22 protein-coding genes, 1 pseudogene and 1 other annotated feature are annotated in these 22,012 nt (G+C 54.5%); of the genes and pseudogenes, 14 read left to right on the top strand and 9 right to left on the bottom strand.

Annotated elements, in window-relative coordinates; all coding sequences use genetic code 11:
* Positions 1 to 7: 7 nt before the first annotated feature.
* On the top strand, positions 8 to 436 hold the full coding sequence (locus ACTQ52_RS00415; RefSeq protein WP_441226543.1) for a type II toxin-antitoxin system HicB family antitoxin: 429 nt from the start codon (positions 8 to 10) through the stop codon (positions 434 to 436).
* Between the two features lie 78 nt (positions 437 to 514).
* Positions 515 to 1,087 (top strand): DNA-3-methyladenine glycosylase I, encoded by a 573-nt coding sequence (locus tag ACTQ52_RS00410; protein WP_441226542.1) that lies wholly within the window; start codon positions 515 to 517, stop codon positions 1,085 to 1,087.
* 123 nt (positions 1,088 to 1,210) lie between these two features.
* Here ACTQ52_RS00410 and ACTQ52_RS00405 read toward each other — a convergent pair whose 3' ends face one another.
* Complete coding sequence (locus ACTQ52_RS00405) at positions 1,211 to 1,708, bottom strand: QueT transporter family protein (RefSeq protein ID WP_410044211.1); 498 nt, start codon at positions 1,706 to 1,708, stop codon at positions 1,211 to 1,213.
* A gap of 449 nt (positions 1,709 to 2,157) precedes the next feature.
* Between ACTQ52_RS00405 and ACTQ52_RS00400 the strand changes: the two genes are divergently transcribed.
* On the top strand, positions 2,158 to 3,966 hold the full coding sequence (locus tag ACTQ52_RS00400; protein WP_441981450.1) for a diguanylate cyclase domain-containing protein: 1,809 nt from the start codon (positions 2,158 to 2,160) through the stop codon (positions 3,964 to 3,966).
* A 138-nt stretch (positions 3,967 to 4,104) separates the two neighbouring features.
* Here ACTQ52_RS00400 and ACTQ52_RS00395 read toward each other — a convergent pair whose 3' ends face one another.
* On the bottom strand, positions 4,105 to 5,436 hold the full coding sequence (locus ACTQ52_RS00395; RefSeq protein WP_410042826.1) for an MATE family efflux transporter: 1,332 nt from the start codon (positions 5,434 to 5,436) through the stop codon (positions 4,105 to 4,107).
* A 312-nt stretch (positions 5,437 to 5,748) separates the two neighbouring features.
* Here ACTQ52_RS00395 and ACTQ52_RS00390 point away from each other — a divergent pair, with 312 nt between their 5' ends.
* From ACTQ52_RS00390 to ACTQ52_RS00360, 7 genes and pseudogenes are all read left to right on the top strand, one after another.
* The gene (locus tag ACTQ52_RS00390; protein ID WP_410042827.1) at positions 5,749 to 6,774 is read left to right on the top strand and encodes an alpha-hydroxy-acid oxidizing protein; all 1,026 of its coding nucleotides are present in this window, start codon (positions 5,749 to 5,751) and stop codon (positions 6,772 to 6,774) included.
* Positions 6,775 to 6,854: 80 nt separating this feature from the next.
* Positions 6,855 to 7,316, top strand: coding sequence for an NUDIX hydrolase (locus ACTQ52_RS00385; RefSeq protein WP_410042828.1), 462 nt, complete (start codon positions 6,855 to 6,857; stop codon positions 7,314 to 7,316).
* A gap of 117 nt (positions 7,317 to 7,433) precedes the next feature.
* A complete protein-coding gene (locus ACTQ52_RS00380; protein ID WP_441981449.1) occupies positions 7,434 to 7,820 on the top strand; it encodes a Fur family transcriptional regulator in 387 nt (128 codons plus the stop codon).
* Positions 7,821 to 7,843: 23 nt separating this feature from the next.
* Positions 7,844 to 8,002 (top strand): rubredoxin, encoded by a 159-nt coding sequence (locus ACTQ52_RS00375; RefSeq protein WP_441226539.1) that lies wholly within the window; start codon positions 7,844 to 7,846, stop codon positions 8,000 to 8,002.
* Positions 8,003 to 8,366: 364 nt separating this feature from the next.
* On the top strand, positions 8,367 to 8,732 hold the full coding sequence (locus tag ACTQ52_RS00370) for a DUF6110 family protein (protein WP_441226538.1): 366 nt from the start codon (positions 8,367 to 8,369) through the stop codon (positions 8,730 to 8,732).
* An 86-nt stretch (positions 8,733 to 8,818) separates the two neighbouring features.
* Positions 8,819 to 9,121 (top strand): annotated as a pseudogene (locus ACTQ52_RS00365) (heavy metal translocating P-type ATPase); the annotation flags it as partial.
* 70 nt (positions 9,122 to 9,191) lie between these two features.
* Entirely contained in the window at positions 9,192 to 9,569 is a 378-nt protein-coding gene (locus ACTQ52_RS00360) for a heavy-metal-associated domain-containing protein (RefSeq protein ID WP_441226536.1), read from the top strand.
* Between the two features lie 103 nt (positions 9,570 to 9,672).
* Here the strand turns inward: ACTQ52_RS00360 and ACTQ52_RS00355 are convergent, their stop codons facing one another.
* The 5 genes from ACTQ52_RS00355 to ACTQ52_RS00335 form a co-directional block, all read right to left on the bottom strand.
* Positions 9,673 to 10,968 (bottom strand): ATP-binding protein, encoded by a 1,296-nt coding sequence (locus tag ACTQ52_RS00355; protein WP_441981448.1) that lies wholly within the window; start codon positions 10,966 to 10,968, stop codon positions 9,673 to 9,675.
* Between the two features lie 277 nt (positions 10,969 to 11,245).
* Positions 11,246 to 12,232: a choloylglycine hydrolase gene (bsh, locus tag ACTQ52_RS00350; protein WP_441226534.1), complete on the bottom strand. Its 987-nt coding sequence runs from the start codon at positions 12,230 to 12,232 to the stop codon at positions 11,246 to 11,248.
* 237 nt (positions 12,233 to 12,469) lie between these two features.
* A complete protein-coding gene (locus ACTQ52_RS00345; protein WP_410042834.1) occupies positions 12,470 to 13,813 on the bottom strand; it encodes a GntP family permease in 1,344 nt (447 codons plus the stop codon).
* Between the two features lie 21 nt (positions 13,814 to 13,834).
* Positions 13,835 to 15,085, bottom strand: a complete 1,251-nt coding sequence (locus tag ACTQ52_RS00340; protein ID WP_441981447.1) for a CdaR family transcriptional regulator — start codon at positions 15,083 to 15,085, stop codon at positions 13,835 to 13,837.
* Positions 15,086 to 15,100: 15 nt separating this feature from the next.
* Positions 15,101 to 15,904 (bottom strand): MBL fold metallo-hydrolase, encoded by an 804-nt coding sequence (locus ACTQ52_RS00335; RefSeq protein WP_441981566.1) that lies wholly within the window; start codon positions 15,902 to 15,904, stop codon positions 15,101 to 15,103.
* Between the two features lie 319 nt (positions 15,905 to 16,223).
* Between ACTQ52_RS00335 and ACTQ52_RS00330 the strand changes: the two genes are divergently transcribed.
* From ACTQ52_RS00330 to ACTQ52_RS00320, 3 genes are all read left to right on the top strand, one after another.
* A complete protein-coding gene (locus ACTQ52_RS00330) occupies positions 16,224 to 16,646 on the top strand; it encodes a MarR family winged helix-turn-helix transcriptional regulator (RefSeq protein ID WP_441981446.1) in 423 nt (140 codons plus the stop codon).
* A gap of 129 nt (positions 16,647 to 16,775) precedes the next feature.
* On the top strand, positions 16,776 to 17,552 hold the full coding sequence (locus ACTQ52_RS00325; protein ID WP_441981445.1) for a sulfite exporter TauE/SafE family protein: 777 nt from the start codon (positions 16,776 to 16,778) through the stop codon (positions 17,550 to 17,552).
* 9 nt (positions 17,553 to 17,561) lie between these two features.
* On the top strand, positions 17,562 to 18,080 hold the full coding sequence (locus ACTQ52_RS00320; protein WP_441981444.1) for a CYTH domain-containing protein: 519 nt from the start codon (positions 17,562 to 17,564) through the stop codon (positions 18,078 to 18,080).
* A 212-nt stretch (positions 18,081 to 18,292) separates the two neighbouring features.
* On the opposite strand, the gene ACTQ52_RS00315 is transcribed toward ACTQ52_RS00320, so the two are convergent.
* Positions 18,293 to 18,970 (bottom strand): DUF1275 family protein, encoded by a 678-nt coding sequence (locus ACTQ52_RS00315; RefSeq protein ID WP_410042839.1) that lies wholly within the window; start codon positions 18,968 to 18,970, stop codon positions 18,293 to 18,295.
* 208 nt (positions 18,971 to 19,178) lie between these two features.
* On the opposite strand from ACTQ52_RS00315, the gene ACTQ52_RS00310 reads away from it, so the two are divergent.
* Positions 19,179 to 20,327, top strand: a complete 1,149-nt coding sequence (locus tag ACTQ52_RS00310) for a DUF2232 domain-containing protein (protein ID WP_441981443.1) — start codon at positions 19,179 to 19,181, stop codon at positions 20,325 to 20,327.
* A gap of 117 nt (positions 20,328 to 20,444) precedes the next feature.
* On the opposite strand, the gene argC is transcribed toward ACTQ52_RS00310, so the two are convergent.
* Positions 20,445 to 21,380, bottom strand: coding sequence for an N-acetyl-gamma-glutamyl-phosphate reductase (gene argC, locus ACTQ52_RS00305; protein WP_441981442.1), 936 nt, complete (start codon positions 21,378 to 21,380; stop codon positions 20,445 to 20,447).
* Positions 21,381 to 21,681: 301 nt separating this feature from the next.
* Positions 21,682 to 21,923, top strand: a binding site (T-box leader).
* Positions 21,924 to 22,012 lie beyond the last annotated feature (89 nt).

The raw sequence follows: 22,012 nt of genomic DNA, 5'->3' as shown, positions 1-22,012 counted from the left end.
TGATTATATGAATAGATTTCTGGCAAAAGCATATCCGGTTTTAATTAAGCAGGATGAGGATGATTTTCTGGTATATATTCCGGATTTTGATACATATACGGAAGGCAACAGCCTTGCAGATGCTATCGAAATGGCACGTGATGCGATGGGAACGGCTGGGATGGAGTTTAAAACAGAGGATGAGCTGCCGGTGGTTTCCAGCTTCGAGGAAGCTCGAGCGAAAGCAAAGGAAGTTGCAGATGACGAGCTTGATTTTTCGGATGGCCTCGTGACTTATGTGGACATCGATTTTGAGGCGTATCAGAATCGTATGAGAAATAAGTCGGTGAAAAAGAACTGTACGATTCCGTTCTGGTTAAATGAAAAGGCGGAGAGCATGGGCGTGAATTTTTCAAAGGTTCTGCAGGATGCACTTATACGTATCGTGGGCGTATAAGGCACGGGCGGAAAGGGCAGTAGAGGAGCCTGCATTGGCCTGATGGAGCAGCGGGCATCAGAGACAGGAGGTGTGCAGATGGACTGGGTCGATGGAAAGCAGCGGTGCTGCTGGGCGAATCCGAAAAATGAGCGGTACATCCGCTATCATGATGAAGAGTGGGGTGTGCCGGTCCATGATGATCATAAGCTGTTTGAGATGCTGGTTCTGGAGTGCTTTCAGGCGGGGCTGTCATGGGAGTGCGTGCTGAATAAGCGTGAGGCGTTCCGTGAAGCGTTCGATGGCTTCGATCTGGAGGCGGTTTGTGGCTATAGCGAGGAGAAGATGGCGTCGCTACGAAATAACGCCGGGATCATCCGAAATCGTCTGAAGATAGAGGCGGCGGTGACAAATGCGAGGGTCTTTCGCGCGATACAGGAGGAGTACGGCAGCTTCGCGGAGTATCTCTGGCACTGGACGGACGGGCAGGTAGTGTATGAGAAAGGGCGGACGCAGTCGGAACTCTCGGACCGGATTTCGATGGATCTCAGAAAACGAGGCATGAAGTTCGTCGGAAGCACCGTGATCTACGCGTATCTGCAGGCGGTCGGCGTGATCTATGCGCATGATACCGGATGTTTTTTGGAATGGGATGAAGAGAAAAAGCGCTGATCTGCGGGGTGGCAGTTCAGCGCTTTGTTTGTGTAGTGGTGAAGCCCGTGCTCTGGAAGAGACAAGTGTGTGTAGCTGTAGCGATCTCTTTCAGTGGGATGAGCATTGATCACAGGATGGTGATTACTTAAACAGTCGGTCGCGGTGCGGGAGCAGGGCGGCGATGAGGATGCTGCCGAAGAGGACGCAGCAGATGAGTTCGCCGGCGCCGACGGTCAGTGCCAGGAACCAGAGTGCGCCAGGGACCGCGTAGGCATAGCGGAGAACCAGCGGGATGATGATGCCGTTCGAGATGACCGGGCAGAGCGTGCAGAGAAAGCGATGCTTCCGGAGCGCATAGGTTCCGAGGGCACCGAGCAGGGTAGCGAGCGTGCCGAAGATGATGTCCGGCAGGGCACTTCCGGTCAGGATGTTCGCGAGGAGGCAGCCGATGGTGACGCCTGGAATCGCAGCCGGTGTGAAAAACGGGAGGATGGTCAGCACCTCGGAAAAGCGAACCTGGATGGCACCGCTTGCGAGATCGAAGCCTGCGGCGAGCGCGGTCAGTACGATGTAGAGTGCGGCGATCATAGCGGCCTGAACGATGGACAGAATGTTGCGTGAAGTTGTGTGATGATTCATGATGTGATCTCCTTTAGTTTTGTGCGAGTGGGAAGGATGTATCACGCCGGTGGCGGCGATGGCAGCGCATGAAGTCCGGAGCGACATAACACTCGTATTTAATTGTGCATGCGTTACGATAGCATGCGGAGGGGAAAAACGCAATATCCTGGTGCATGATTTCGGAGAATCAGGATCCTGGGTCGTGGGGCGAATCTGGTAGCGACGGTCAGCGTTTTTCTTTTACTATAGAAGATATAAGAATTCACTATGATTAAAATTTCTTTTATTCTTGTAATCTGCTTGATTTTGCTTAAAATATATGATATTTATCGCAGCATTGTCATCGGACGACGTACGTTTCGAGATGTGTGCAGGCTGCACCTTACGCCTGGGCTGCGCCCTGATCGGGCCATCGGCATGCTGCGTACGTAAGACCATATATAAATCAGCGGGTAGAAGAGGAGAACATGGAAAGGCAGGAGAGAGATTCAGCGCATCTGGATCCGAAGGGAAAACGACCGTTCAGAGTACCGATTTATCCGGCACTGGTGTTTATCGCCAGCTGTCTGATACTGGCGGGGGTTTTATATAATTCATATACAGTATATCGTGAGCAGATGGAGCGAATTACGAAGCTGAATACAATCAGTTATGCGGATCGTCTGGCAAACGACCTCGGGCGTGGAATCGCCATCACAGATGCCGTGGAATCGGTGGTTCTCAGTGACGCGGGAAAGATTAATGCTTTCTCAGAGGTGGCTGACAATCTGATGACCGACTACGTGCAGAGTATTCAGCTCGCACCGGACGGGATCGTCACGGAGATTTATCCGGAGACCGGCAATGAAGCCGGGAAGATCGATCTCTTTCAGGATGAACAGCGAGGAGAAATCTGCCGTTACGGACGGGATCACGGTGTCATTACCATGCAGGGGCCGTTTGAACTGAAGCAGGGAGGACAGGGCATCGCGATTCGGAATCCAGTTTATCTGCGGGAGGCCGATGGAAGCAGGACGTTCTGGGGCTTCGCCATCGTGATCATCCGTGTGCCGGAGATATTCAAGGATACCGTAAAGGCACTTTCGGATTTCGGATACGATTATCAGCTGACGATGACGAGCTCGCCACTCTCGAACGAGCAGGCACAGGTGTCTTCGTCTGTAGCGCAGCTGACGAATCCGGTGAACTACCAGTTCCAGATGGAGGGAACTAACTTCTGTCTATCCGTCATGCCGAAGCAGGGGTGGAATCGTCGGTGGATCATGGTGCCGTACCTCATCCTGGGCATCTGCATCATCCTGTCACTGACGGGACTCAGCTTCGCGATGCTTCAGCTCCGACGTCACAGGGATGCGCTGGCGCTGCTATCGGTGACGGACCCACTGACCGGTCTTCTGAACCGCCATGGATTTGATGAGGCGGTACAGAAGCGAATGAAGGCGGATTCATCACTGCCGTGTGTGGGCATGCAGATGGATATCGATGATTTCAAGTTCATTAACGACCTCTATGGGCACGATGTCGGGGATCAGGCGCTGAAAACCCTGGCAGCGGACCTGCGGCAGCATTTTGGCACAGATGCGATTCTTTCCAGGAGCGGCGGTGATGAATTTTCTGCCGTTCTGATCGGAAAGACGGCCGAGGAAGCGAAGCCGGAAATCGAGGCCTTCACCAGTGCAGCACGGTACGTACGTGCGAACGGCAACTGCTATCCGTTCTACATTTCGCTGGGCTATGCGGAGTATCCGAAGGACCAGCGCGAGATTTCGCATCTGATCCGCTACGCGGATATGGCGCTCTATGCCGTAAAGCTGCATGGAAAGCAGAGCTGCGCCGCGTACCAGAGTACCTATGAGACGCAGCAGCGAAGTCAGTTCGGCTTCGCACTGCCGGAGGTGGCCCGGCATCTTCCAGGTGCCTTCCTTATATACAGAGCGGATCCGGACAATGATCAGATCCTGTTCGCAAATCATGAGCTCGTGCAGTTCGCCGGCTGCCGTGATTTCGAGGAGTTCCTCGCGTACACCGACCATCGCTTTCGTAACCTGGTTCGACCGGATGAGCAGGAGACGGTCGAAAAGAGCATCTGGCAGCAGATCGATGCGAAGACGAGCGGAGACAATGACTATGTCCGCTTCCACTTTGTGAAAAAGGACGGCAGTACGAAACCGGTACTCGACCACGGCCGCATCGTCCAGAACCGTTACTATGGCAACATCTTCTACGTCCTCATCATGGACTGTGAGCTGATCGAGTCCTACTATGCGTCTGTTTAGAAAAATTTAATGGGGTCAGACCCCATTAAGATTTTCTTAAGAGTGAAAAAACGCTGATCTGCGTAGTGCAGGTCAGCGTTTTTTGTATGCCGATGCAGAGAAGTGTCTGGCGCGATTTGCACCGTTTATCATGAAAACTTAAGCTGGCCAGTTCTTCCGAAGCGCAGCGTAGGAGATCAGGAAGTTTGCGAGCCAGCCGGCCGGGACGGCGAGCCAGACGAAGGCGATGCCGAAGCGTGGGGCGAAGATGAGCGCGACGGACATACGGATGGCGAGGTTCACCATGTTTGCAATGAGGAACGGCTTCATGATGCCGAGGCCACGGAGCACACCGTCGGTAGCCATCTTGATGCCCATGAAGATGAAGAAGTAGCCGAGCCACTTCATGTAGCCTGCGGAGACTTCATAGGCGAGGGCGGTACCGTCCTTACCGAGGAAGAGGGCGGAAATCTGCGTATGCAGTGTTTCGATGACGACGAAGGCGAGCACGGCGAAGCAGACGTCCAGCAGAAGTGCAGCGCGGTAGCCTTTTCGTATACGATCGGTTTTCTTCGCACCCAGGTTCTGTGAAACGTACGGGGAGACAGCATTGCCGATCGACACAAACATCAGCGAGAACACATTCTCGACGCGCATGGTCGCGGAGTAGCCGGCAAGCGCCTGGGTGCCAAATGGGTTCACGACGGCCTGGACGATCATCATACCGATCGAGACCGTGGACTGCTGGAGGACCGAAGGCACGGCGATTTCCAGCATTGCCCGAAGCGCCTGAAGGTCGAACCAGGCGAAGCGGCCCGGATAGCGACGCATCCGGCGCAAGAAGATCAGTAGTGAGAAGATGGCAGAGATGCCCTGTGAAATGAGTGTTGCGAGGGCGGCACCGAAGACACCCATGCCGAGGCTCGCCACCATCCAGAGATCCATGAAGATGTTCAGCACGGACGAGAAGATGAGGAGTGCAAGCGGGATGCGTGACTCTCCGATCGAGGTGAACATGTTCGACAGGATGTTGTACATGAAGAGGAACGGGAAACCGAGGAAGTAGACGCGGAGGTAGAGTGTCGCCGTGTCGAGGATGTCAGCGGGGGTCTGGAGCAGGCGCATCATCGGGCGGGAGAGCACGAAGCCGAGGCCGCCGAGGAGGATGCTGAGGACCAGAAAGCTGATGAGTGAGGTTGACACGATCGTTTTCATACGCTCATAGTTGCGTGCGCCGAATGCGCGGCTAACGAGCACGCCGGCGCCGACACCGCCGCCGAGTGCGATACAGATGAAGACGTTCGTCAGTGCGGCACAGGCACCGACCGCCGCCAGCGCGGCGGAGCCGACGTACTGCCCGACGATGATCGAGTCGGCCATGTTGTAGACCTGCTGGAAAAAGCTGCCGAGAATCATCGGCAGCGCGAAGATCGTGAGCGCGCGAAGAGGCGCGTCTGTGATGAGGTATTCGTCTTTTGTAGTCATAGCCATGATAGATCCTTCTGAATGATAAGATAAGACTGCTGCGGAGCACGGAGATCTCGATGCTCGTAATCCGCGCGTTCAGGCATATAGCGTAGATAGGATAGCACCGGAGCGCGGACCGACGCAAGCCTGCTTTCATCGACCGTCATCTTAAGAATTTCGTAATGGGGTCTGACCCCATTAAATTTTTCTAAACAGAATCTAAACAGAAGTTTATGGGGTCAGACCCCATAAACTTTCGGTATGTAAAAAATGCTTTACTTTTGGCGCGACGGTGTATAATAAGAAACACATGGTGTATAGAAAGTGAGGCATGATATGAATTTTTCAGAGTGTATAGAGCAGGCGAGAACGCGCATCGGGAAGTACTGTAAGGCGTGCCTGGAGTGCAACGGGCGTGCATGCCGGAACCAGATTCCGGGTCCGGGCGCGAAGGGCGTCGGTGACACGGCGATCCGCAACTATGATAAGTGGAAGGAGATTCGTCTCCAGATGGATACGCTGGTAGAGAAGCGTCCGGTCGACACCTCCCTCGAGCTGTTCGGAAAGACCTTCCAGTATCCGTTTTTCGCGGGCCCGGTTGGTGCGGTGAATCTGCACTACGGTGATGCGCTGAACGATATCTCCTACAACGACATCCTGGTGTCTGCGTGTGCGGAGCATGGCATCGCAGCGTTCACCGGTGACGGCACGAATCCGGAGGTGATGGTGGCCGCGACCACAGCCGTAAAGAAGGCCGGTGGTCTCGGCATCCCGACGGTGAAGCCGTGGAACATCGAGACGGTGCGCGAGAAGATGGCGCTTGTAAAGGAGGCCAATGCTTTCGCCGTAGCGATGGATGTCGATGCGGCCGGTCTTCCTTTCCTGAAGAACCTGACCCCGCCGGCCGGCAGTAAGTCGGTGGAGGAGCTTCATGAAATCGTAGAGGCAGCGGGTGTGCCGTTCATCGTGAAGGGCATCATGACCGTGAAGGGTGCGCTGAAGGCACAGGAGGCCGGTGCGGCGGCTATCGTGGTTTCGAACCACGGCGGACGTGTGCTCGACCAGTGTCCGGCGACGGCAGAAGTGCTCGAGGAGATCGTGAAGGCCGTGCGTGCGACCGGCAGCGATATGAAGATTTTCGTCGACGGCGGTATCCGTTCAGGTGCCGACGTATTTAAGGCCCTGGCACTCGGCGCTGACGCCGTCATCATTGCCCGTCCGTTCGTGACGGCGGTGTACGGTGGCGCGGAGGAAGGCGTCGAGGCGTACATCCAGAAGATCGGCAGCGAGCTGAAGGACACCATGGAGATGTGCGGTGTGAGCACGCTTGCGGAGATCACGAGAGACTGCGTGCGGGTGTAAAACTTCATAGATTATGTGGATAGCGAGGGGAGCCGGGTGACTGGCTCCCTGATTTTGAAATAAAAAAGGAGAAGAGCGTGATGAAGATGACGACGCTGTGTTATATCGAAAAAGAGGGGAAGTACCTGATGCTTCACCGGGTGAAGAAGCACCATGACATCAATGCCGGAAAGTGGATCGGTGTCGGGGGACATGTGGAAAACGGTGAGACGCCGGAGGAGTGCCTGCTTCGCGAGGTGAAGGAGGAGACGGGGCTCGTGCTGACGGCGTATCGCCTCCGCGGTCTCGTGACCTTTCTCAGTGACGTCTGCGAGCCGGAGCTTATGTGTGTCTTCACCGCGGATGCCTTCGACGGCGAGATGATCGAGTGCGATGAAGGCGAGCTCGCATGGGTGGAGAAGTCGGACGTTCTTGCGCTCCCGACCTGGGAAGGTGATCGAGTCTTCCTCGAGCGCCTCCTCTCCGGGGATGAGCGCTTCTTCTCCATTAAACTCCGTTATGAAGGTGATAAGCTTGTGGAAAAGAAGATTACGGATTACTGAATTCTATTCGCAGATCCGGTGATTTCCGGAAAAAAGCATTACGGATGTTGACATAATGTAGGTCATGATGTATATTCTTAATAGGAATTAATCCTATTAAGAAATGGCGGAGGCAACATGGAGAGAAGAAACACCGTGCAGAAAGATTTCGTTCGAAATGCGGTTCTGACGATGAAACGTCATGTGACGGCAGAGGAGGTTTACGAATACGTCCGGCAGGAACACCCTGGCATCGGGAAGGGTACGGTGTACAGAAATCTCGGCATCCTCTCAGAGGAGGGAAGTATCCGTCGCGTCGAGGTTCCAAATGGGCCGGATCGTTTCGATTTCACATTGCGAAATCACTACCATGGGCGCTGCGTGCGCTGCGGAGAGGTGTTCGATGTAGACATCGACGAAATGCCGGGTCTCATAGAGCGGATCCGCGATCCGCATGGGATGCAGTTCCTGAGTTACGATATCATGTTTAAGGCGATCTGCCCTGCATGTCAGATGCAGGAATGACGAAAAAATCAGGAGGAAAAAAGATGAAGTACGTATGTGATGTATGTGGATGGGAGTATGACGAGGAGCAGGGATACCCGGAGGGTGGTATCGCACCTGGCACGAAGTGGGAAGATGTTCCAGAGGATTTCGAGTGCCCGATGTGCTCGGTTGGTAAGGACCAGTTCTCTGCAGAAGCTTAAAACCCGGCTGTGCTGGAGAAACGGATGCATATCCCGGACTCTGTAGAGGGTGAGAGCCTGAAACCAGGCTGTGCTGGAGAAACGCACAAAGAGTTCTCACCGAAATGAATATGGTATAAAACGAGAGGGACGCCGATTGGCGTCCTTTTTGTAACTCGGTGCATCGGATCGGCCCACTTCTCAATCGTGCTTATGTAATTCGTGGATATGTTTTCGTCCCTGGGTGCTCGTCTGAAACTATGTCAGTCATTCGAAAAAGTGAGTTTTCCGGCGCGTGATTTTTCTTGACATCCGGGTTAGACGGTACTAACATTTGGAGGTTAGCAGAAACTAACATTTATTGATCAATCAGTAGGATAGAATCATGTTAAAGGTAAAGGATCTGAAGAATCTGAAGAAGCTTGGTGTTTTTGCAGGTGGTGTGCTGTTCGGTACCGCTGGTATCGCTGTGCTCGCAAGCAAGGATGCGAAGAAGTTATATACCCAGTGCACAGCAGCCGTTCTGCGCGGCAAGGACAGCGAGCATCGTCTTCGCCTCCGTGTTCCGAAGGAGCACATGTCCATGCACCAGGCGGATCTTCTGGAATACTATCTGAAGACCATCCCGGGCGTGAAGAACGCGGCGGTCGACGAGCGCACCGGACATGCGACGATCGAATTTACCCGTCCGCGGTCCAATGCTGCTGCTGCGCAGATCGTCACCTCCCGTCCGACTACTCCTGCGCCCTGAAGCTCTCGGTACCGCTTGCGGTGCTGTCGGCGATCAAGGAAGCGCGGAATTACGGTATCTCCATCAAGGGCGGCAAGTTCATGGAAGCCGTGTCGGAGGCGGATGTCGGTGTCGCCATCGCTTCCGGCGCAGCGATCACGCGTGAAATCGCGGACATCACCATCTCCGCGGACGACCTCATGGAGCTCGTCGTACTTCGGCGTCTGAGCCGCGCACTGATGAACCGTGTACACGGTGACTACCGCTTCATCGTCGGCTTTAATTCCCTGCTGATCGCCCTCGGCATCGGTGGGCTCATCACCCCGTCGACCTCGGCGCTGCTTCATAACAGCTCCACCATGATGGTCGGCATCGACAGCATGACGAACCTGCTGGAAGAGACGAAGTAAAAGCAACTGCAGGCATGGAAGACCCTGAAACTGGACATCATGCCTGCAGTGCACTGAAATAGGAGAGAATATGTCGAATCTGATTGTAATCGTCGTGCTGCTGCTCATCGTGGCCTGGGCCGTGAAAGAATCAGCGAAGCATCTGCATGGCGAGGGCGGCTGCTGTGGCGGTGGCTCCTGCGAGCGCATCGCGAAGCCAGAAAAGAAAAAACTGGACGGCCCGGTGCTGCACAGCTACGACTTCCAGGTCGAAGGTATGCACTGTGAGAACTGTGCTGCGAAGGTGGCCCGTGCCATCAACGCCATCGACGGTGCCGCGGCCGATGTCAGCCTCCGAAAGAAGCACGCCCACGTCGACTGTGATCGTGACATCGCCCCGGCGACCATCATCGCCGCCGTCGCCCGCGAAGGCTATGCGGTGAAGGAAATCAGCGGCGAGATGAAATAAATAAGCGTTCGGGTCCCTTGCCTGAACGGCTACCGAAATAAATCCGAAACAACAGAAACCCACGCACACCAGCATAACGGTGCGCGTGGCTTTTTGTTGAGCATCAGATGCACCAGGCGGCGTAGAGTGGGATCGAGTAGAGTCGGTCCTGCCATCCGAAATTGAGCTCGGAGAAGCGGATCGCGTAGTCCGGCTGGTACTTCTCGCGATAATTTCGGAGGCTGGTGGAGCGCTTGTTGCGACCGGATTTGATTTCGATCGGGATGATCTGCTCATTCAGGTCACTTACCAGATCGATTTCCATGCTTTCAGATGGCTTGAAATAGTGGAGCGCACGGTTCTTACTCGCGAACTGCTGCATCACGTAGTTTTCGGTCACGGCTCCCTTATAAATATTGTGCACATCCGGCAGCAGGTCGCGATAGTGCAGGCCGCACATATGCGTCAGCAGGCCGGTGTCGGAGAGATAGACCTTGAAGCTGTCGCTGTTTTCGTAACCACTGAGCGGTGAGAGTGGTGCTTCCAGACGATGGACTTTATAAATCATGCCGGAGGCATCCAGCCAGTCGATCGGCGCGAAGTAATCCCGCTTATTTGCTTTCGGTTTCACTTCACTGTATCTGAACTTCGGATTTTCCTTTGCAAGCTGTCGCGGAATCGAGCGATAAACTTCCGTGATTTTTACGCTTTCCGCAGGACTCGTCACGTATTTCGTCATGTCGGCGAGATAAGCGAGGCGCAGGTTTTCGTAAATCAGCGGATCGACCTCAACCGCCAGTTTTTCGCTTTCCAGATAGGATAAAACGGCCTGTGGCATACCGCCGATATAGAGATAGTCCTGGTACAGACGCAGTGCCTTCTCGTGCACGCCTTCCGCCAGAGGCATTCGCCCGAGGTACGCTTCCCGGATACCATCGCGGAGGAGGTCTTCGCCACAGGCGAGCAGGAACTCTTCGAAATCCATCGGGTACATCTTCAGTATGCGGACCTTTCCCACCGGGAAGGAGCCCTCGAAACGTTTCAGCTTCACGCCGAGGAGACTGCCGGCACAGAGGATGCGATAGGGCTTGTCGGATTCACAGAAGTATTTGAGGGATGTAATCGCTCTTTCGCAGGACTGAATTTCATCGAAAAAGATCGGTGTGCGGTCGTCCACGCGCTGTCCGAGAATCTGACTGATCTGCAGAAGAATCGTCTCCGGATCGAGATTTCCCTTAAACACCGATGCGATATCGGCCCGCTCCTCGAGATTGATATAGATATAGTTCGGATACGTTTCTTCGCAGAATTTCCGGATGATCCAGGTCTTTCCGATCTGCCGCGCACCGATCACCAGCAGCGGTGACGGGATGCGCTTCTGCTCCCACTCCATCAGCTGCTCATAAAATTTTCTATACATGCATCGCACCTCGCTTTCCGTAGTGTACATCATTTCGGGATAATTAACTCTCGTTCCAGGATAGCATGGCTATAGGATGATTGTAGCATCGTAAAGTCAGGAAATCCATGGATCAGACAGCATTTCTGTGAAAAAGATGAAACATTTCAACAAAAAAACGCGAAAAAGATGAAATGCTGCAGGAAATTAATACGAAGAAGATGAAATGCTTCAAGAAAAGCGCATCACTCGGGTTGAAACGAGTGATGCGCTGACACGGTTTTCTGATCTGCGAAGTTTAGTTCACCCACTTTACTTCGCCTTCGAGTTCGATCGGGTAGCGGCGAAGTTCGCTTCCGTCGAGGTCTTCGTGGTGCATGTCGACGGCGTGGATCTGGTGATTGTCGTAGGTCGTGTAGTAGTAGATGCCCTTCGTTGCGTTGCAGCAGGAGGTGTAAATCGTGATCTCATACTTGTCTTCAGCGACCTCACAGCAGCCGCGCTGCTGGTCGACGGAGCCGAGGATATGGAAGAACTGGCTCACGCTGGAGCGCTCGTCATCCCTGGAAAGGGAGCTCAGCTTCGTGAAGGCAACCTTCACGAAACGAGACTGACTCGACAGATCGCCCGGGATACCCAGGCCGCCCATGCCACGGCTGTAGGCCTGAAGCGGAAGTACACCGGCGAAGCTGGCATCCGGCTGCGTCCGGGAAACGCCAGGGTAGTTGTTGAGGGCGAACATCTGGCTCGGGAACGGTGGGTTGTTCGTCATGACGCCGACCGGGTTATCGTATACATGAAGACCATCCGCCATCGACTCGACGACGATGCACTCATCCCTGTCTGCGATGATCCAGTGGAGCTGTGCTGCCGGCAGCTGCTCGCTGAACGGGGTCTTCAGAAGTCGAAGTGTCGCGAGCTTCGTCCGCGCATCGTCGACCGTTGCACACTGCGCGAGGATCCACGGGATAAATTCGAACTGCGCGACCTGATCGGTCTCTGCTGGCACATCCGGGAGAGCATCCTGATAGACCGCATTGCCCACGAAATTAAGGCCCGCCATGCCGAGGCCCTTTTCGTTCACGCCATCATAGTAAAGCGGGTAGCCGCCGGCCACGAAGGCCATGCCGATGATTGCGTAGTGCGACTTCAGCTCGCCGGCGTGGCGGAACCGGAACGGATAGTTTCGCGGCGTGACCGTCACCTCTTCACCATAGGAAAGCTCATAATCGAGCGTTCTGCCGATGTAAAAATCCTTCGTCTTATAGGTTGCTGCTGTACACATTGTCTCTTTAAACTCCTTTCGTCAATGTTTATAAATATACGTTCGATGAAACGTCGCCTGAGGTCTGCACGTGCTGCACGCGTGCGTCCAGGGTGGATAAACCACTTACGTTCAGGCATCGGATAAATGATAAAGTGATTGTAGACCGCAGCGGCAGGAGAATCCATAGCTTCACAGAAATTTCACAGGGCGCTGGAAATCCAGCGCCCTGCGTGTATATCTATATGATTCTGTGTATCAATGCACGAAGATCAGTGACAGGATGAATACGACGATGATCGTCGTGACACCCATGACTGCCGTCATACCGGTCTGGCACTTATATGCGTCCTTCGTATCCATGTCGGAGAACTGCGATACAACCCAGAAGTAAGAGTCATTGGCATGAGAAACCGTCATAGAGCCGGCACCGATCGCCATGATGACCAGTACCTTTGCGAGAGGAGATGTGAAGCCGAGGGACGGCATCATTGGCGCAATCATCGCTGAGGTCGTGATCATCGCAACGGTGGATGCACCCATCGCAGTCTTCAGAAGTGCCGCGATGATGAACGGAAGGAAAACGCCGACGCCGAGTCCGAGCAGGGATGCACTGAGTGCGTCCGCGATCGGAAGCTTCTGAAGGATGGCACCGAAGGATCCGCCGGCGCCGGTGATGGCCAGAATACCTGCAGAGTTGGTAACGCCCTCGGTGATCCACTTCAGCGCGTTCTCCTTTTCACTCTTCGGAATCAGCGTCATGGAAAGGAACACACCGATGATCAGCGCGATAACCGGATTACCGATGAAGGAGAAGAAGGACTTCACGGCACCGGAGCCGAATGGTGCGCTTGGGAAATCGCTGACGGACTTCAGTGCGATCAGGATGATCGGAAGAAGAATCGGGGAGAAACTGTGCAGTGCACCTGGCAGCTGGCCGTACTTCTCCATCAGCTCATCGACGGTATACTCCGGATTCGCCGGGATGTCGATCTTGCTGGAAACCTTGTTGGCATATACCAGTGCCGAAGCCACGGCCGGAATGGAAACCAGAAGGCCGACGAGAATCGTGAGTCCGAGGTCTGCTTCCAGCGTGCCCGCCATCGCAATCGGTCCCGGTGTCGGCGGTACCAGACAGTGGGTCGCATAAAGACCACCGGACAGGGCCGTCGCCATCACTGCGAGGGAAATGTTACTGCGGTTTGCCAGTGCCTTCGAAATCGGGCTCAGAATAACGAAACCGGAATCACAGAATACCGGGATACCGGTGATGTAGCCGGTGATACCCATCGTCAGCACGCTTCGATCCTTGCCGACGATCTTCAGAATCGAATTTGCCATCGTCAGCGCGGCACCGGTCTTCTCCAGGATGGTGCCGATGATGGTACCACAAAGGATGACGATACCGATGCTTGCGAGGATATTACCGAAGCCGCTCTTCACGGTATCGATGACCTCGCCTGCTGGAATACCACATACCAGACCGACTAAAATCGCAATCACCGTCAGCACCAGGAACGGGTGCATGTTGAACTTTGAAATCGCGATGACCATACAAACAACGGCTAAAAATATAACGCCAAAAATGAATAAACCAGACATTTTTATACCTCCTTTTATTTTTTAAAAAATCTGGTTCCAGTACTCCAGCAGCAGACGAACATAGAATTCCCGCACAAACGCCGTATCCTTTTCGATTCCCAGAAGCTGGTATAGCCGCTTCATCCGATACAGCAAGGAATTCTTATGCAGGTGCAGCCGTTCCGAAGCGCTGGTTGCACTTCCATTTTCCTCGTAGTAGCACTCCGCCGTGTGTAGAAGCAGTTCGGCCTGCTTCTCCTCCTCCTGCAGCAGCCGCTCCGCCATCTCCCGGACGGCCCGATCGCCGCCATAACTGATGAAGCGTCCCAGCAGATACCGCATCCTGCACGAATGCTCTTCGAGATTTTGAATCTCCCCTCCTTTCATCTCTTTCATTATCATCACTTCACGCATACCTTCCGGTATTTCGTTCATCGTTTTACATATACCGCTTATGACGGTCCGCCAGCCAGGGTGCGAGCGGATTTCCGCGATCAGCTTCCCGATACGATTCTGACCATTCCGTTCATCCAGCTGCTCCCGTTCGAAGAGCCGACCAATGTCTCCTTCAGGTGGCGTTGCCTCTGAGGCATCACAGTCACTATGTTCATGTGTCAGCCACTCTTCACTGGATTTCTCCGAAGTATCGCTCAGCAGGATTACATAGCTCTGCTTATAAAAGCCAAATACATCGCGCTGTCGGTCCAGAATCCCCTTCCATACCAGCGACTGAACCGCATGGGACAGTGACTCTACATATTCATCCGTGCTTTCCGCAGTCTCCTGATAAATCAGGATGACCCGATACGGAAATGCGAGATGTACATCCAGAAAATCACAGAGCTGCTGTACCTTTTCGCGTTGCGTCTCATCGCCCAGTATGAGCGAGCGAAGCAGCTGCGTGCCGATCTCCGATTCCATTTTCTGCTTTTGCGCCAGCTGGAACTGTGCAAACTGCTGTGATACATACACACAGAGCAGATTTGCTGTATCCCGAACCTCCGCCTCATCGCCGAACATTCCGACGACACCGATCATCTCATCCTCGAGATAAATCGGCATATTGTAGCCCTCGCGTGCACCTGGGTACGCTGCCAGATTCTCTTTTCGAACCAGCACTGGCTTTCCGGTCGCCAGCACCTCTGCGGCGCCCTGATGAAAGGTGCCGATGCGATTCTTTTCCGTCGACGCGATGATAATCGCGTTCGTATCCATGATATTGATCGTGCGATGACCCACCAGCGCCGACGTCGCTTCCACGAAATCCTGGGCCATCGTTGCTATTTCTTTCATGTCACATTCCGAAATTCACAGGAACAGGCAGTCGCCTGCGCCGAGGTAGCAGTGCCGGATATCCGGACGGGCGTCCAGCATCTCCTGGAGCAGTTCGCCGGAACAGTGGTTGAAGCCGATCAGACGGACACCCATGGCCTTCATCTCATCCAGCGTCTTTTCGATGCGCGGCCGGTCTGCCTCTACGAGGTGCGTACCGCCGAAGACCGCATACACCGGTCGGTGAAAGCGCATCTGCACCGACTTTAGAATATTGAGGATGCCCGGGTGGCTGCAGCCCACGATGACGACGAGTCCCTCCGGCCGTGTCAGCACCAGACAGACTTCATCTGAAAAATCATCCTGCTTCCAGCCCTCCTGATCCCGGAGCACGAAGCGTTTCGGAATCGTCTCGAAATCATGCGTCCGCTGGAATCCACCGACGACATAGCAGTCGTCCTCCAGCTTCATCATCTCACGACAGACGCGATGATCGATCCGACGTTCCTCCATCCAGCGCTCATCGAAGCCGCAGCCGAGATACGTCGCCTTCATCCCATCAAACGCATACTTTTCCTCGAAGTAACCGTCCCCCGTAATCAGCGGGCAGCTCAATCCACCCACAAAAAAGTACGGATACCCACCGCCATGGTCGTAGTGCCCATGACTTCCGACGGCGTAATCGATCGATTTGAGATCTACGTTCAGCTTTACTGCATTGTCATACGCAGCCCGACCGGCACCGAAATCGAAGAGAATCTTCGTCGTCACGGTGTCCAGCAGAAACGACAGCCCATGCTCAGCCGTCAGTGCCTTCTGCTCGCTTCGGTGGTTATCCATGATTGCGGTCAGCTTCACATCCACACCTCCATTTTCAGTTGTCAATTCACGATCTGTTCTGATAGCTTTATTATCGCACTTTCGGAGATGGATTTCATTGTGCTGCAGCACAAATAAATATGCTGATTTTTAGTGAAATCGACGGATATTTGTGCGGGTTTTATTTTCAGTAACAAAATAGTGCACGGAACGGTCACGGCGTGTCCTCGACTTTTGGGCACAAAGTCTGGTTGAAATAGGATGAAGTGCTTTACATTTCTTTTAAATCGTTCTATACTTCGCTTTGTTCAAAAATGAACTAATCAAAAATGGAGGAAACATGTTCGATATTTCTTTTGCAGATAAGATCAGCCGGGCGTATACGCGGAGCTGTAAGGCGCTTTGTCATGAGCTCGACATCCCGCAGACGGCGTTCGATATCCTGATGTTTCTCGCGAATCATCCGGAGTACAAGAGCGCACGGGATATCGTGGAGATCCGCCGGATCAAGGCGAACCTGGTATCGATCAACGTCGATCGCCTGGTTCAGGAGGGACTGCTCGTGCGCTGCGAGGTCGCGCATGACCGCCGGAAGGTAGAGCTCAAGCTCACGGAGAAGGCGGCACCGATCGTCGAGAAAGGTCGCGCAGTGCAGGCGCAGTTTATCGACACACTGCTCCAGGGCATCGATGAACCGACGCTCGCCGCGTTTCGCATGGTGTTGATGCAGATGGAGAAAAATATAGCTCAGATCGATGGATGACGCAGCGCACGGATACGGACATTCGTGCCGTTTCGACGATCATGATCCGGGCATTTGCCCGATGATCATGTGAGATAGACACAGAATTTTACAGGATGAGGGTCGATTTGACCCGATGGAGGCTTCATTATGTCACTTCTATTTACGATTATCGTTACCTTTTTCGCCGGCATGGGCGCCGGCCTCGGCACCGGTTTCGCGGGGATGAGCGCGGCTGCCGTGATCACACCGATGCTCGTCACCTTCCTCGGCATGGATCCGTATATGGCTGTCGGGATCGCGCTCTCATCGGATGTGCTGGCGAGCGCGGTCTCTGCCTATACCTATGGAAAGAATAAAAATCTCGACATCCGAAACGGCATCATCATGATGATCAGTGTGCTGACTTTTACCGTCGTCGGGAGCTATATTTCGTCGCTCGTACCATCTGCAACCATGGGGAGCTTCTCTGTCTTCATGACCTTCCTGCTCGGCATCAAGTTTATCGTGCGTCCGGTCATGACGACGAAGGAGTCCATGCAGGGCGTGTCCGCAAAGAAGCGGGCGATCCAGTCCATCCTCTGCGGTGTCCTGATCGGATTTATCTGTGGCTTCATCGGTGCCGGTGGTGGTATGATGATGCTGCTGATCCTCACCTCCGTCCTCGGCTATGAGCTGAAGACCGCCGTGGGCACCAGCGTTTTCATCATGACCTTCACGGCGCTGACCGGCGCGGTTTCACACTTCGCGATCGGTGGCATGCCGGATGTGACCGTCTGGGTGCTGTGCATCGTGTTCACCTTCCTCTGGGCGCGTGTCGCTGCTGTCTTCGCAAATCGGGCATCCGCGAAAACCCTGAATCGGGCGACCGGCGTCATCCTGGTGATCCTCGGCATCGTCGTGATGGGCTTTCAGTTTTTAAGTTGAGGTAGAGATATGGGAATGGAAATCGAGCGTAAGTGGATGGTGCAGGGCTGGCCGGAGGGCTATCCGCTGCGGAAGGAAGAGGAGATGCGACAGGGCTACGTGTCGGTGCGACCGACCGTGCGGATCCGCGAGGAGAAGCTGCGGGTGTCGAGTGATGGCGCGCCGCTGAAGGATGAGTTCATCCTCTGCTTCAAGTCGAAGGGACGGCTCAGCCGGAAGGAAATCGAGTTTTCGATCGAGGAAGCGCGCTTCCTCGAGCTCGAGGATCTCATCGGTCTGCCGCTGATCCCGAAGCTTCGCCGGACCTACCTGCTGCCGGATGGCCATCAGCTCGAGGTGAATCATGTAGACGAGGGCGCACCGACCGAGTTCTGGTATGCGGAAGTCGAGTTCAGAAGCGAGGACGAGGCACGGGCCTTCGACCCGGCTTCGGTCGGCCTCGGCGCGTATCTGACGGACGACGTCACCGAGCAGCCGGGCCAGTCGATGGGGGCCTACTGGACAGCGACCCGCCTGCAGCAGGCATGAAGTTCTGCGAAATCGAAGTGATAGTGCCGCTTAGGGTCCCCGGCTTAGATTGAACCGGTCTCGGAGTGCTGTGCCTCCGTTGCCGCCCCTCCGGGTCCCCACTACCAGAACGGTTACAAATCAAAATGGCTGTCGCACCATCGGGTGCGGCAGCCATATAGCGTCTATATCAACATGTAACAGATGGCGTCCTCTGCACGAGCACCCCGGGCTTACGCAGCGATCGCCACGTCCTTCGCGGCGGCGCGGTCGTTGATGAGCCAGACACCGGCGACCAGCGTGAGCGGCAGCAGCTCGAGGAGGATGGCGTGCGCACCGAAGCGATCACTCATGAAGACGGAGATGACGACGGCGGCATAGAAGAAAACGAGGGTCGCGGTGTAGAAGAGTCCCTGCCGGAAGCTTTCGTGCTTTCCGGTGAGGATATAGTCGATCCAGCCGAAGAGTGCCTGCTTCGAATTATTCGAGCAGAAGATCGTCGCGCTGTTGAAGCCCTCGGCACCGGTGAAGGTGCCCCACTGGATACCGGTCAGGAAAAAGATCGGATAGAGCGCGAGTGCGCCCTGCGTGGCTTCCGGGATCGCTGCCGAAATCAGGATGCAGGCAAGCTGTGATACGAGGCAGGTGATTTCTGCGATGCGACGGTCCTTCATCTGCAGGATGTGCGTAAGTGCGAGTGAAAACAGAAAGACCAGCAGTGCACCGGCGCGAAACAGCGCGTCCTCGACATTGTCCCCGAGCAGCAGATGCCGGAAGACATTTGCGAGATTCGAGGTGACGGCCTGCCCGAACGAACCGCGGACCAGGATGCCGTACATGCCGGCGTAGCCGCCCATGAAGGCCATGCAAAGATGAATCAACAGGTTTCTTCTTGATTTGATCAGTTTCATTGCGAACTCCTGTGATGGAAAATTTCAAACGTTCCGACTATAACACTCTGCTCTATGAAATTCCACCATAATATTTCCGAAATTTCAGGATAAACACGCAGAGATATGCTATATAATTATAAGATTCGTATCAGTTCAGTCGAGCCAGGGGCCCCTGGCGCTGATCCTTACTGGTACGACATCAGAATTCAGAACCGAGGTAAACATATTGAACCAGAAAACTCAGAAAATCACGTTCGGTGCGATGATCACCGCGCTCTTTACGATCCTGCTCCTGATCGACCGCCAGACCGGCTCCATGTTCCAGGGGGCGCTCATCTTCATCCTGCCGATTCCGATGGTCGCCTACGGCGCGCGTTACGGTCTCTGCTCGAGCTTCGCGGTCTGGATCGCATCCACGCTGATGGCCGTGTTCTTCAGTCTGCCGACGACGCTCATCTACTCGTCCTGCATGGCCTTCATTGGCATGATCCTCGGCAGTCGTATCCACGATAAGAAGGATATGACTCGTACCCTCCTACTCGTGATGCTGCTCTCGATCATCGCGGAGCTGGTCAATGTCCTCCTCCTCGCGGTCATCTCGGGCACGACGCTCGATCAGGATGTCCTCGAGATGCAGACGATCATGACGGAGGCCCTTAACTCGGCACAGAAGTTCACCGGTGCCGGAGCGACCGCGCAGAGCGCTGCCCAGATGGATGTCTTCCGGCAGATGCTGACGCCGGATTTTCTGAAGCGTATCCTGATCATTTCCGTCGCCTTCACCGGTGCCGTCCAGGGCTTTATCATCTATGAGCTCAGCCTTCTGATCCTGCGTCGTCTCCACGTGGCGGTACCGCAGCCGAAGCCGATCATCGAGTATTACCCGCCGCGCTGGCTGGGCGTCCTGTCCATCCTCGCCTTCTTCGCTTATAATTACACCTTCGCGAAGCCGCTCGAGAACGCGATCCTCCAGAGCCTGCTCCAGATCATCGGCATCGTCGGCTATATCATCCTGATGTGCTTCGGTGCGATCGCGATCTCGCTTCTGATCCGTCTCTTCCTGACCCGTGCAAAGCTCGTGAACGGCCTTCTCACGGCACTCAGCATTTTCGTGATGCCGCAGATCCTGCTGATCCTCGGCATCTTCTACATCTCCGGATCGCTCCACGACTACATCGCGCGACGCTTCGGCCTGCAGACCGCCTCTGCCGACGGCCGCACTGTGGATGGGCGTGCCACCCGTGCGGCGGACCGTCAGCATTGGTCCGATGCAGGCGACCACAGCCTGTCTGACCGTGCCCGCCTCGTACCGACGCCGAAGGACGGTGGCGACATCATCGACCTCGGACCAGACGACGCCACGGATGTGAAGTGAGCAATCACGGACAGAAATCTAACAAACAGAGCCGTCGCGCGAATGGTGAAATGCTCATGGAGTTTCATCATTCACGCGACGGCTCTGTTTACATGTTGAAATGGACACCGTTCGAGATCACTCGAGGCCCGTTTCCTCTGGCAGTCCGAGCATGATGTTCATGTTCTGCACCGCAGCACCGCTCGCACCCTTTCCGAGGTTGTCGAAAACTGCGGTCACCGTCGTCTGCTCCTCATGTCCACAGACCACGATCTCGAGGCGGTTTGTGCCGGCAAGCTTATTTGCATAGAGCTTGCTGTCATTCTCGCCGAACGGCACGACGGATACGAAGTGCTCATCACGATAGTAGTCTGCGAGCTTCGCACAGATCTCCTCCGCGCTCGGTTGCCCAGGCAGAAGCCGGTTCTGGAGCATAATCGTCGTCGCCATGCCCTTATAATAATCGTCCACGACCGGCATGAACACTGGCGGATACGCGAGTCCCGTCACCGTCTGCATCTCCGGCAGATGCTTATGCTGCAGGTTGAGACCATAGATGCCCGGCGCGTCCAGCAGCTCAGAACGTCCTTCTGCCTCGTACTCCGCGATCATCTTCTTGCCACCCCCGGAGTAGCCGGTCAGGCTGTAGCAGCTCATCGGGTAGTCCTTCGGAAGCACGCCCATCGCCACCAGCGGAGCCGTCGTCGAAATGAAGCCCGTCGCATGGCAGCCCGGATTCGCCACACGCTTACTCGTGCGAATCGCCTCCCGCTGCGCCTTCGACAGCTCCGGATAGCCATAGGTCCAGTCCGGATTCGTCCGGTGTGCCGTCGACGCATCGATCACGCGCACGTTCGGATTATCAATGAAGGAAACCGCTTCTCTGGCACCTTCATCTGGCAGACAGAGAAATACGATATCTGCGCTGTTGAGATACTTCTTCCGCTCATCCGGATCGTGCCGGAGCTCCTCCGGAATCCGCAGCAGCTCGAGATCCTCGCGTTGACCGATCCGGTCATAGATCTGAAGTCCCGTCGTGCCACTCTGACCATCGATATAAACTTTCGTCTTCATGATTTCCTCCCTGACCTTCCCGTTCATGCCATGCAGACGGATATTTTCATATATATTAGCAAATCTGCGTAGTACCGAGATATAGTTTTTTTACATACTTGATAAACGATGTGTTATGTAACAGTTCAAGCAGCCAGGAGACCCGGAGGAGCGGCAACGGAGTACTGTGCCTCTGTTGCCGCCGCTCCGGGTCTCCTGTCTGAACTGTTACTGTGTTATAACAGCTATGAATTTTTGCACTACGCTTGATTCTTGACACTGCAGTGGAAAAGGCGTAAATTACGAATAAATCAATACAGAGCAAAAAACGTTGACGAGAAAAAGTAGCAGTTGGAGCGAGCCAGAGAGCTGTCGGAGGGTGCGAGACAGTGGAACGAAAGCTGTGAAAATCATCTCTGAGTTGCGCGCTGAACGCACTGGTTAGTAGGTTACGCCGGGCTGGTCTCCGTTAAAGGACTAAGCATTGATAGATGCGACAGAGTGGTCGTTTTATTCGACAATGAGAGTGGTACCGCAGAGGACTTTACAGCCTTTGTCTCTTTGATAAAAAGAGACAAAGGCTTTTTTTGTATCTGCTTGCACCGATCGATTTCAAAAACAAATCGACCATGTATGGGCGGATTCGTGATGAA

This window comes from Oribacterium sp. Sow4_G1_1 (genome assembly GCF_052116105.1).
Lineage (GTDB): Bacteria > Bacillota > Clostridia > Lachnospirales > Lachnospiraceae > Oribacterium.
The sequence above is the reverse complement of the archived record's forward strand: the minus strand, read 5'-3'. Positions and strand labels throughout refer to the sequence as shown.

Excerpts from the sequence above, each read along its gene's own strand:
- ACTQ52_RS00360 (WP_441226536.1), top strand. The coding sequence starts at position 9,192 with ATGTCGAATCTGATTGTAATCGTCGTGCTGCTGCTCATCGTGGCCTGG.
- ACTQ52_RS00390 (WP_410042827.1), top strand. The coding sequence starts at position 5,749 with ATGAATTTTTCAGAGTGTATAGAGCAGGCGAGAACGCGCATCGGGAAG.
- ACTQ52_RS00345 (WP_410042834.1), bottom strand. The coding sequence starts at position 13,813 with ATGTCTGGTTTATTCATTTTTGGCGTTATATTTTTAGCCGTTGTTTGT.
- ACTQ52_RS00375 (WP_441226539.1), top strand. The coding sequence starts at position 7,844 with ATGAAGTACGTATGTGATGTATGTGGATGGGAGTATGACGAGGAGCAG.
- ACTQ52_RS00320 (WP_441981444.1), top strand. The coding sequence starts at position 17,562 with ATGGGAATGGAAATCGAGCGTAAGTGGATGGTGCAGGGCTGGCCGGAG.
- ACTQ52_RS00380 (WP_441981449.1), top strand. The coding sequence starts at position 7,434 with ATGGAGAGAAGAAACACCGTGCAGAAAGATTTCGTTCGAAATGCGGTT.
- ACTQ52_RS00405 (WP_410044211.1), bottom strand. The coding sequence starts at position 1,708 with ATGAATCATCACACAACTTCACGCAACATTCTGTCCATCGTTCAGGCC.
- bsh (WP_441226534.1), bottom strand. The coding sequence starts at position 12,232 with ATGTGTACAGCAGCAACCTATAAGACGAAGGATTTTTACATCGGCAGA.
- ACTQ52_RS00340 (WP_441981447.1), bottom strand. The coding sequence starts at position 15,085 with ATGAAAGAAATAGCAACGATGGCCCAGGATTTCGTGGAAGCGACGTCG.
- ACTQ52_RS00355 (WP_441981448.1), bottom strand. The coding sequence starts at position 10,968 with ATGTATAGAAAATTTTATGAGCAGCTGATGGAGTGGGAGCAGAAGCGC.
- argC (WP_441981442.1), bottom strand. The coding sequence starts at position 21,380 with ATGAAGACGAAAGTTTATATCGATGGTCAGAGTGGCACGACGGGACTT.
- ACTQ52_RS00330 (WP_441981446.1), top strand. The coding sequence starts at position 16,224 with ATGTTCGATATTTCTTTTGCAGATAAGATCAGCCGGGCGTATACGCGG.
- ACTQ52_RS00385 (WP_410042828.1), top strand. The coding sequence starts at position 6,855 with ATGAAGATGACGACGCTGTGTTATATCGAAAAAGAGGGGAAGTACCTG.
- ACTQ52_RS00325 (WP_441981445.1), top strand. The coding sequence starts at position 16,776 with ATGTCACTTCTATTTACGATTATCGTTACCTTTTTCGCCGGCATGGGC.
- ACTQ52_RS00415 (WP_441226543.1), top strand. The coding sequence starts at position 8 with ATGAATAGATTTCTGGCAAAAGCATATCCGGTTTTAATTAAGCAGGAT.
- ACTQ52_RS00410 (WP_441226542.1), top strand. The coding sequence starts at position 515 with ATGGACTGGGTCGATGGAAAGCAGCGGTGCTGCTGGGCGAATCCGAAA.
- ACTQ52_RS00395 (WP_410042826.1), bottom strand. The coding sequence starts at position 5,436 with ATGGCTATGACTACAAAAGACGAATACCTCATCACAGACGCGCCTCTT.
- ACTQ52_RS00400 (WP_441981450.1), top strand. The coding sequence starts at position 2,158 with ATGGAAAGGCAGGAGAGAGATTCAGCGCATCTGGATCCGAAGGGAAAA.
- ACTQ52_RS00315 (WP_410042839.1), bottom strand. The coding sequence starts at position 18,970 with ATGAAACTGATCAAATCAAGAAGAAACCTGTTGATTCATCTTTGCATG.
- ACTQ52_RS00335 (WP_441981566.1), bottom strand. The coding sequence starts at position 15,904 with ATGGATAACCACCGAAGCGAGCAGAAGGCACTGACGGCTGAGCATGGG.
- ACTQ52_RS00370 (WP_441226538.1), top strand. The coding sequence starts at position 8,367 with ATGTTAAAGGTAAAGGATCTGAAGAATCTGAAGAAGCTTGGTGTTTTT.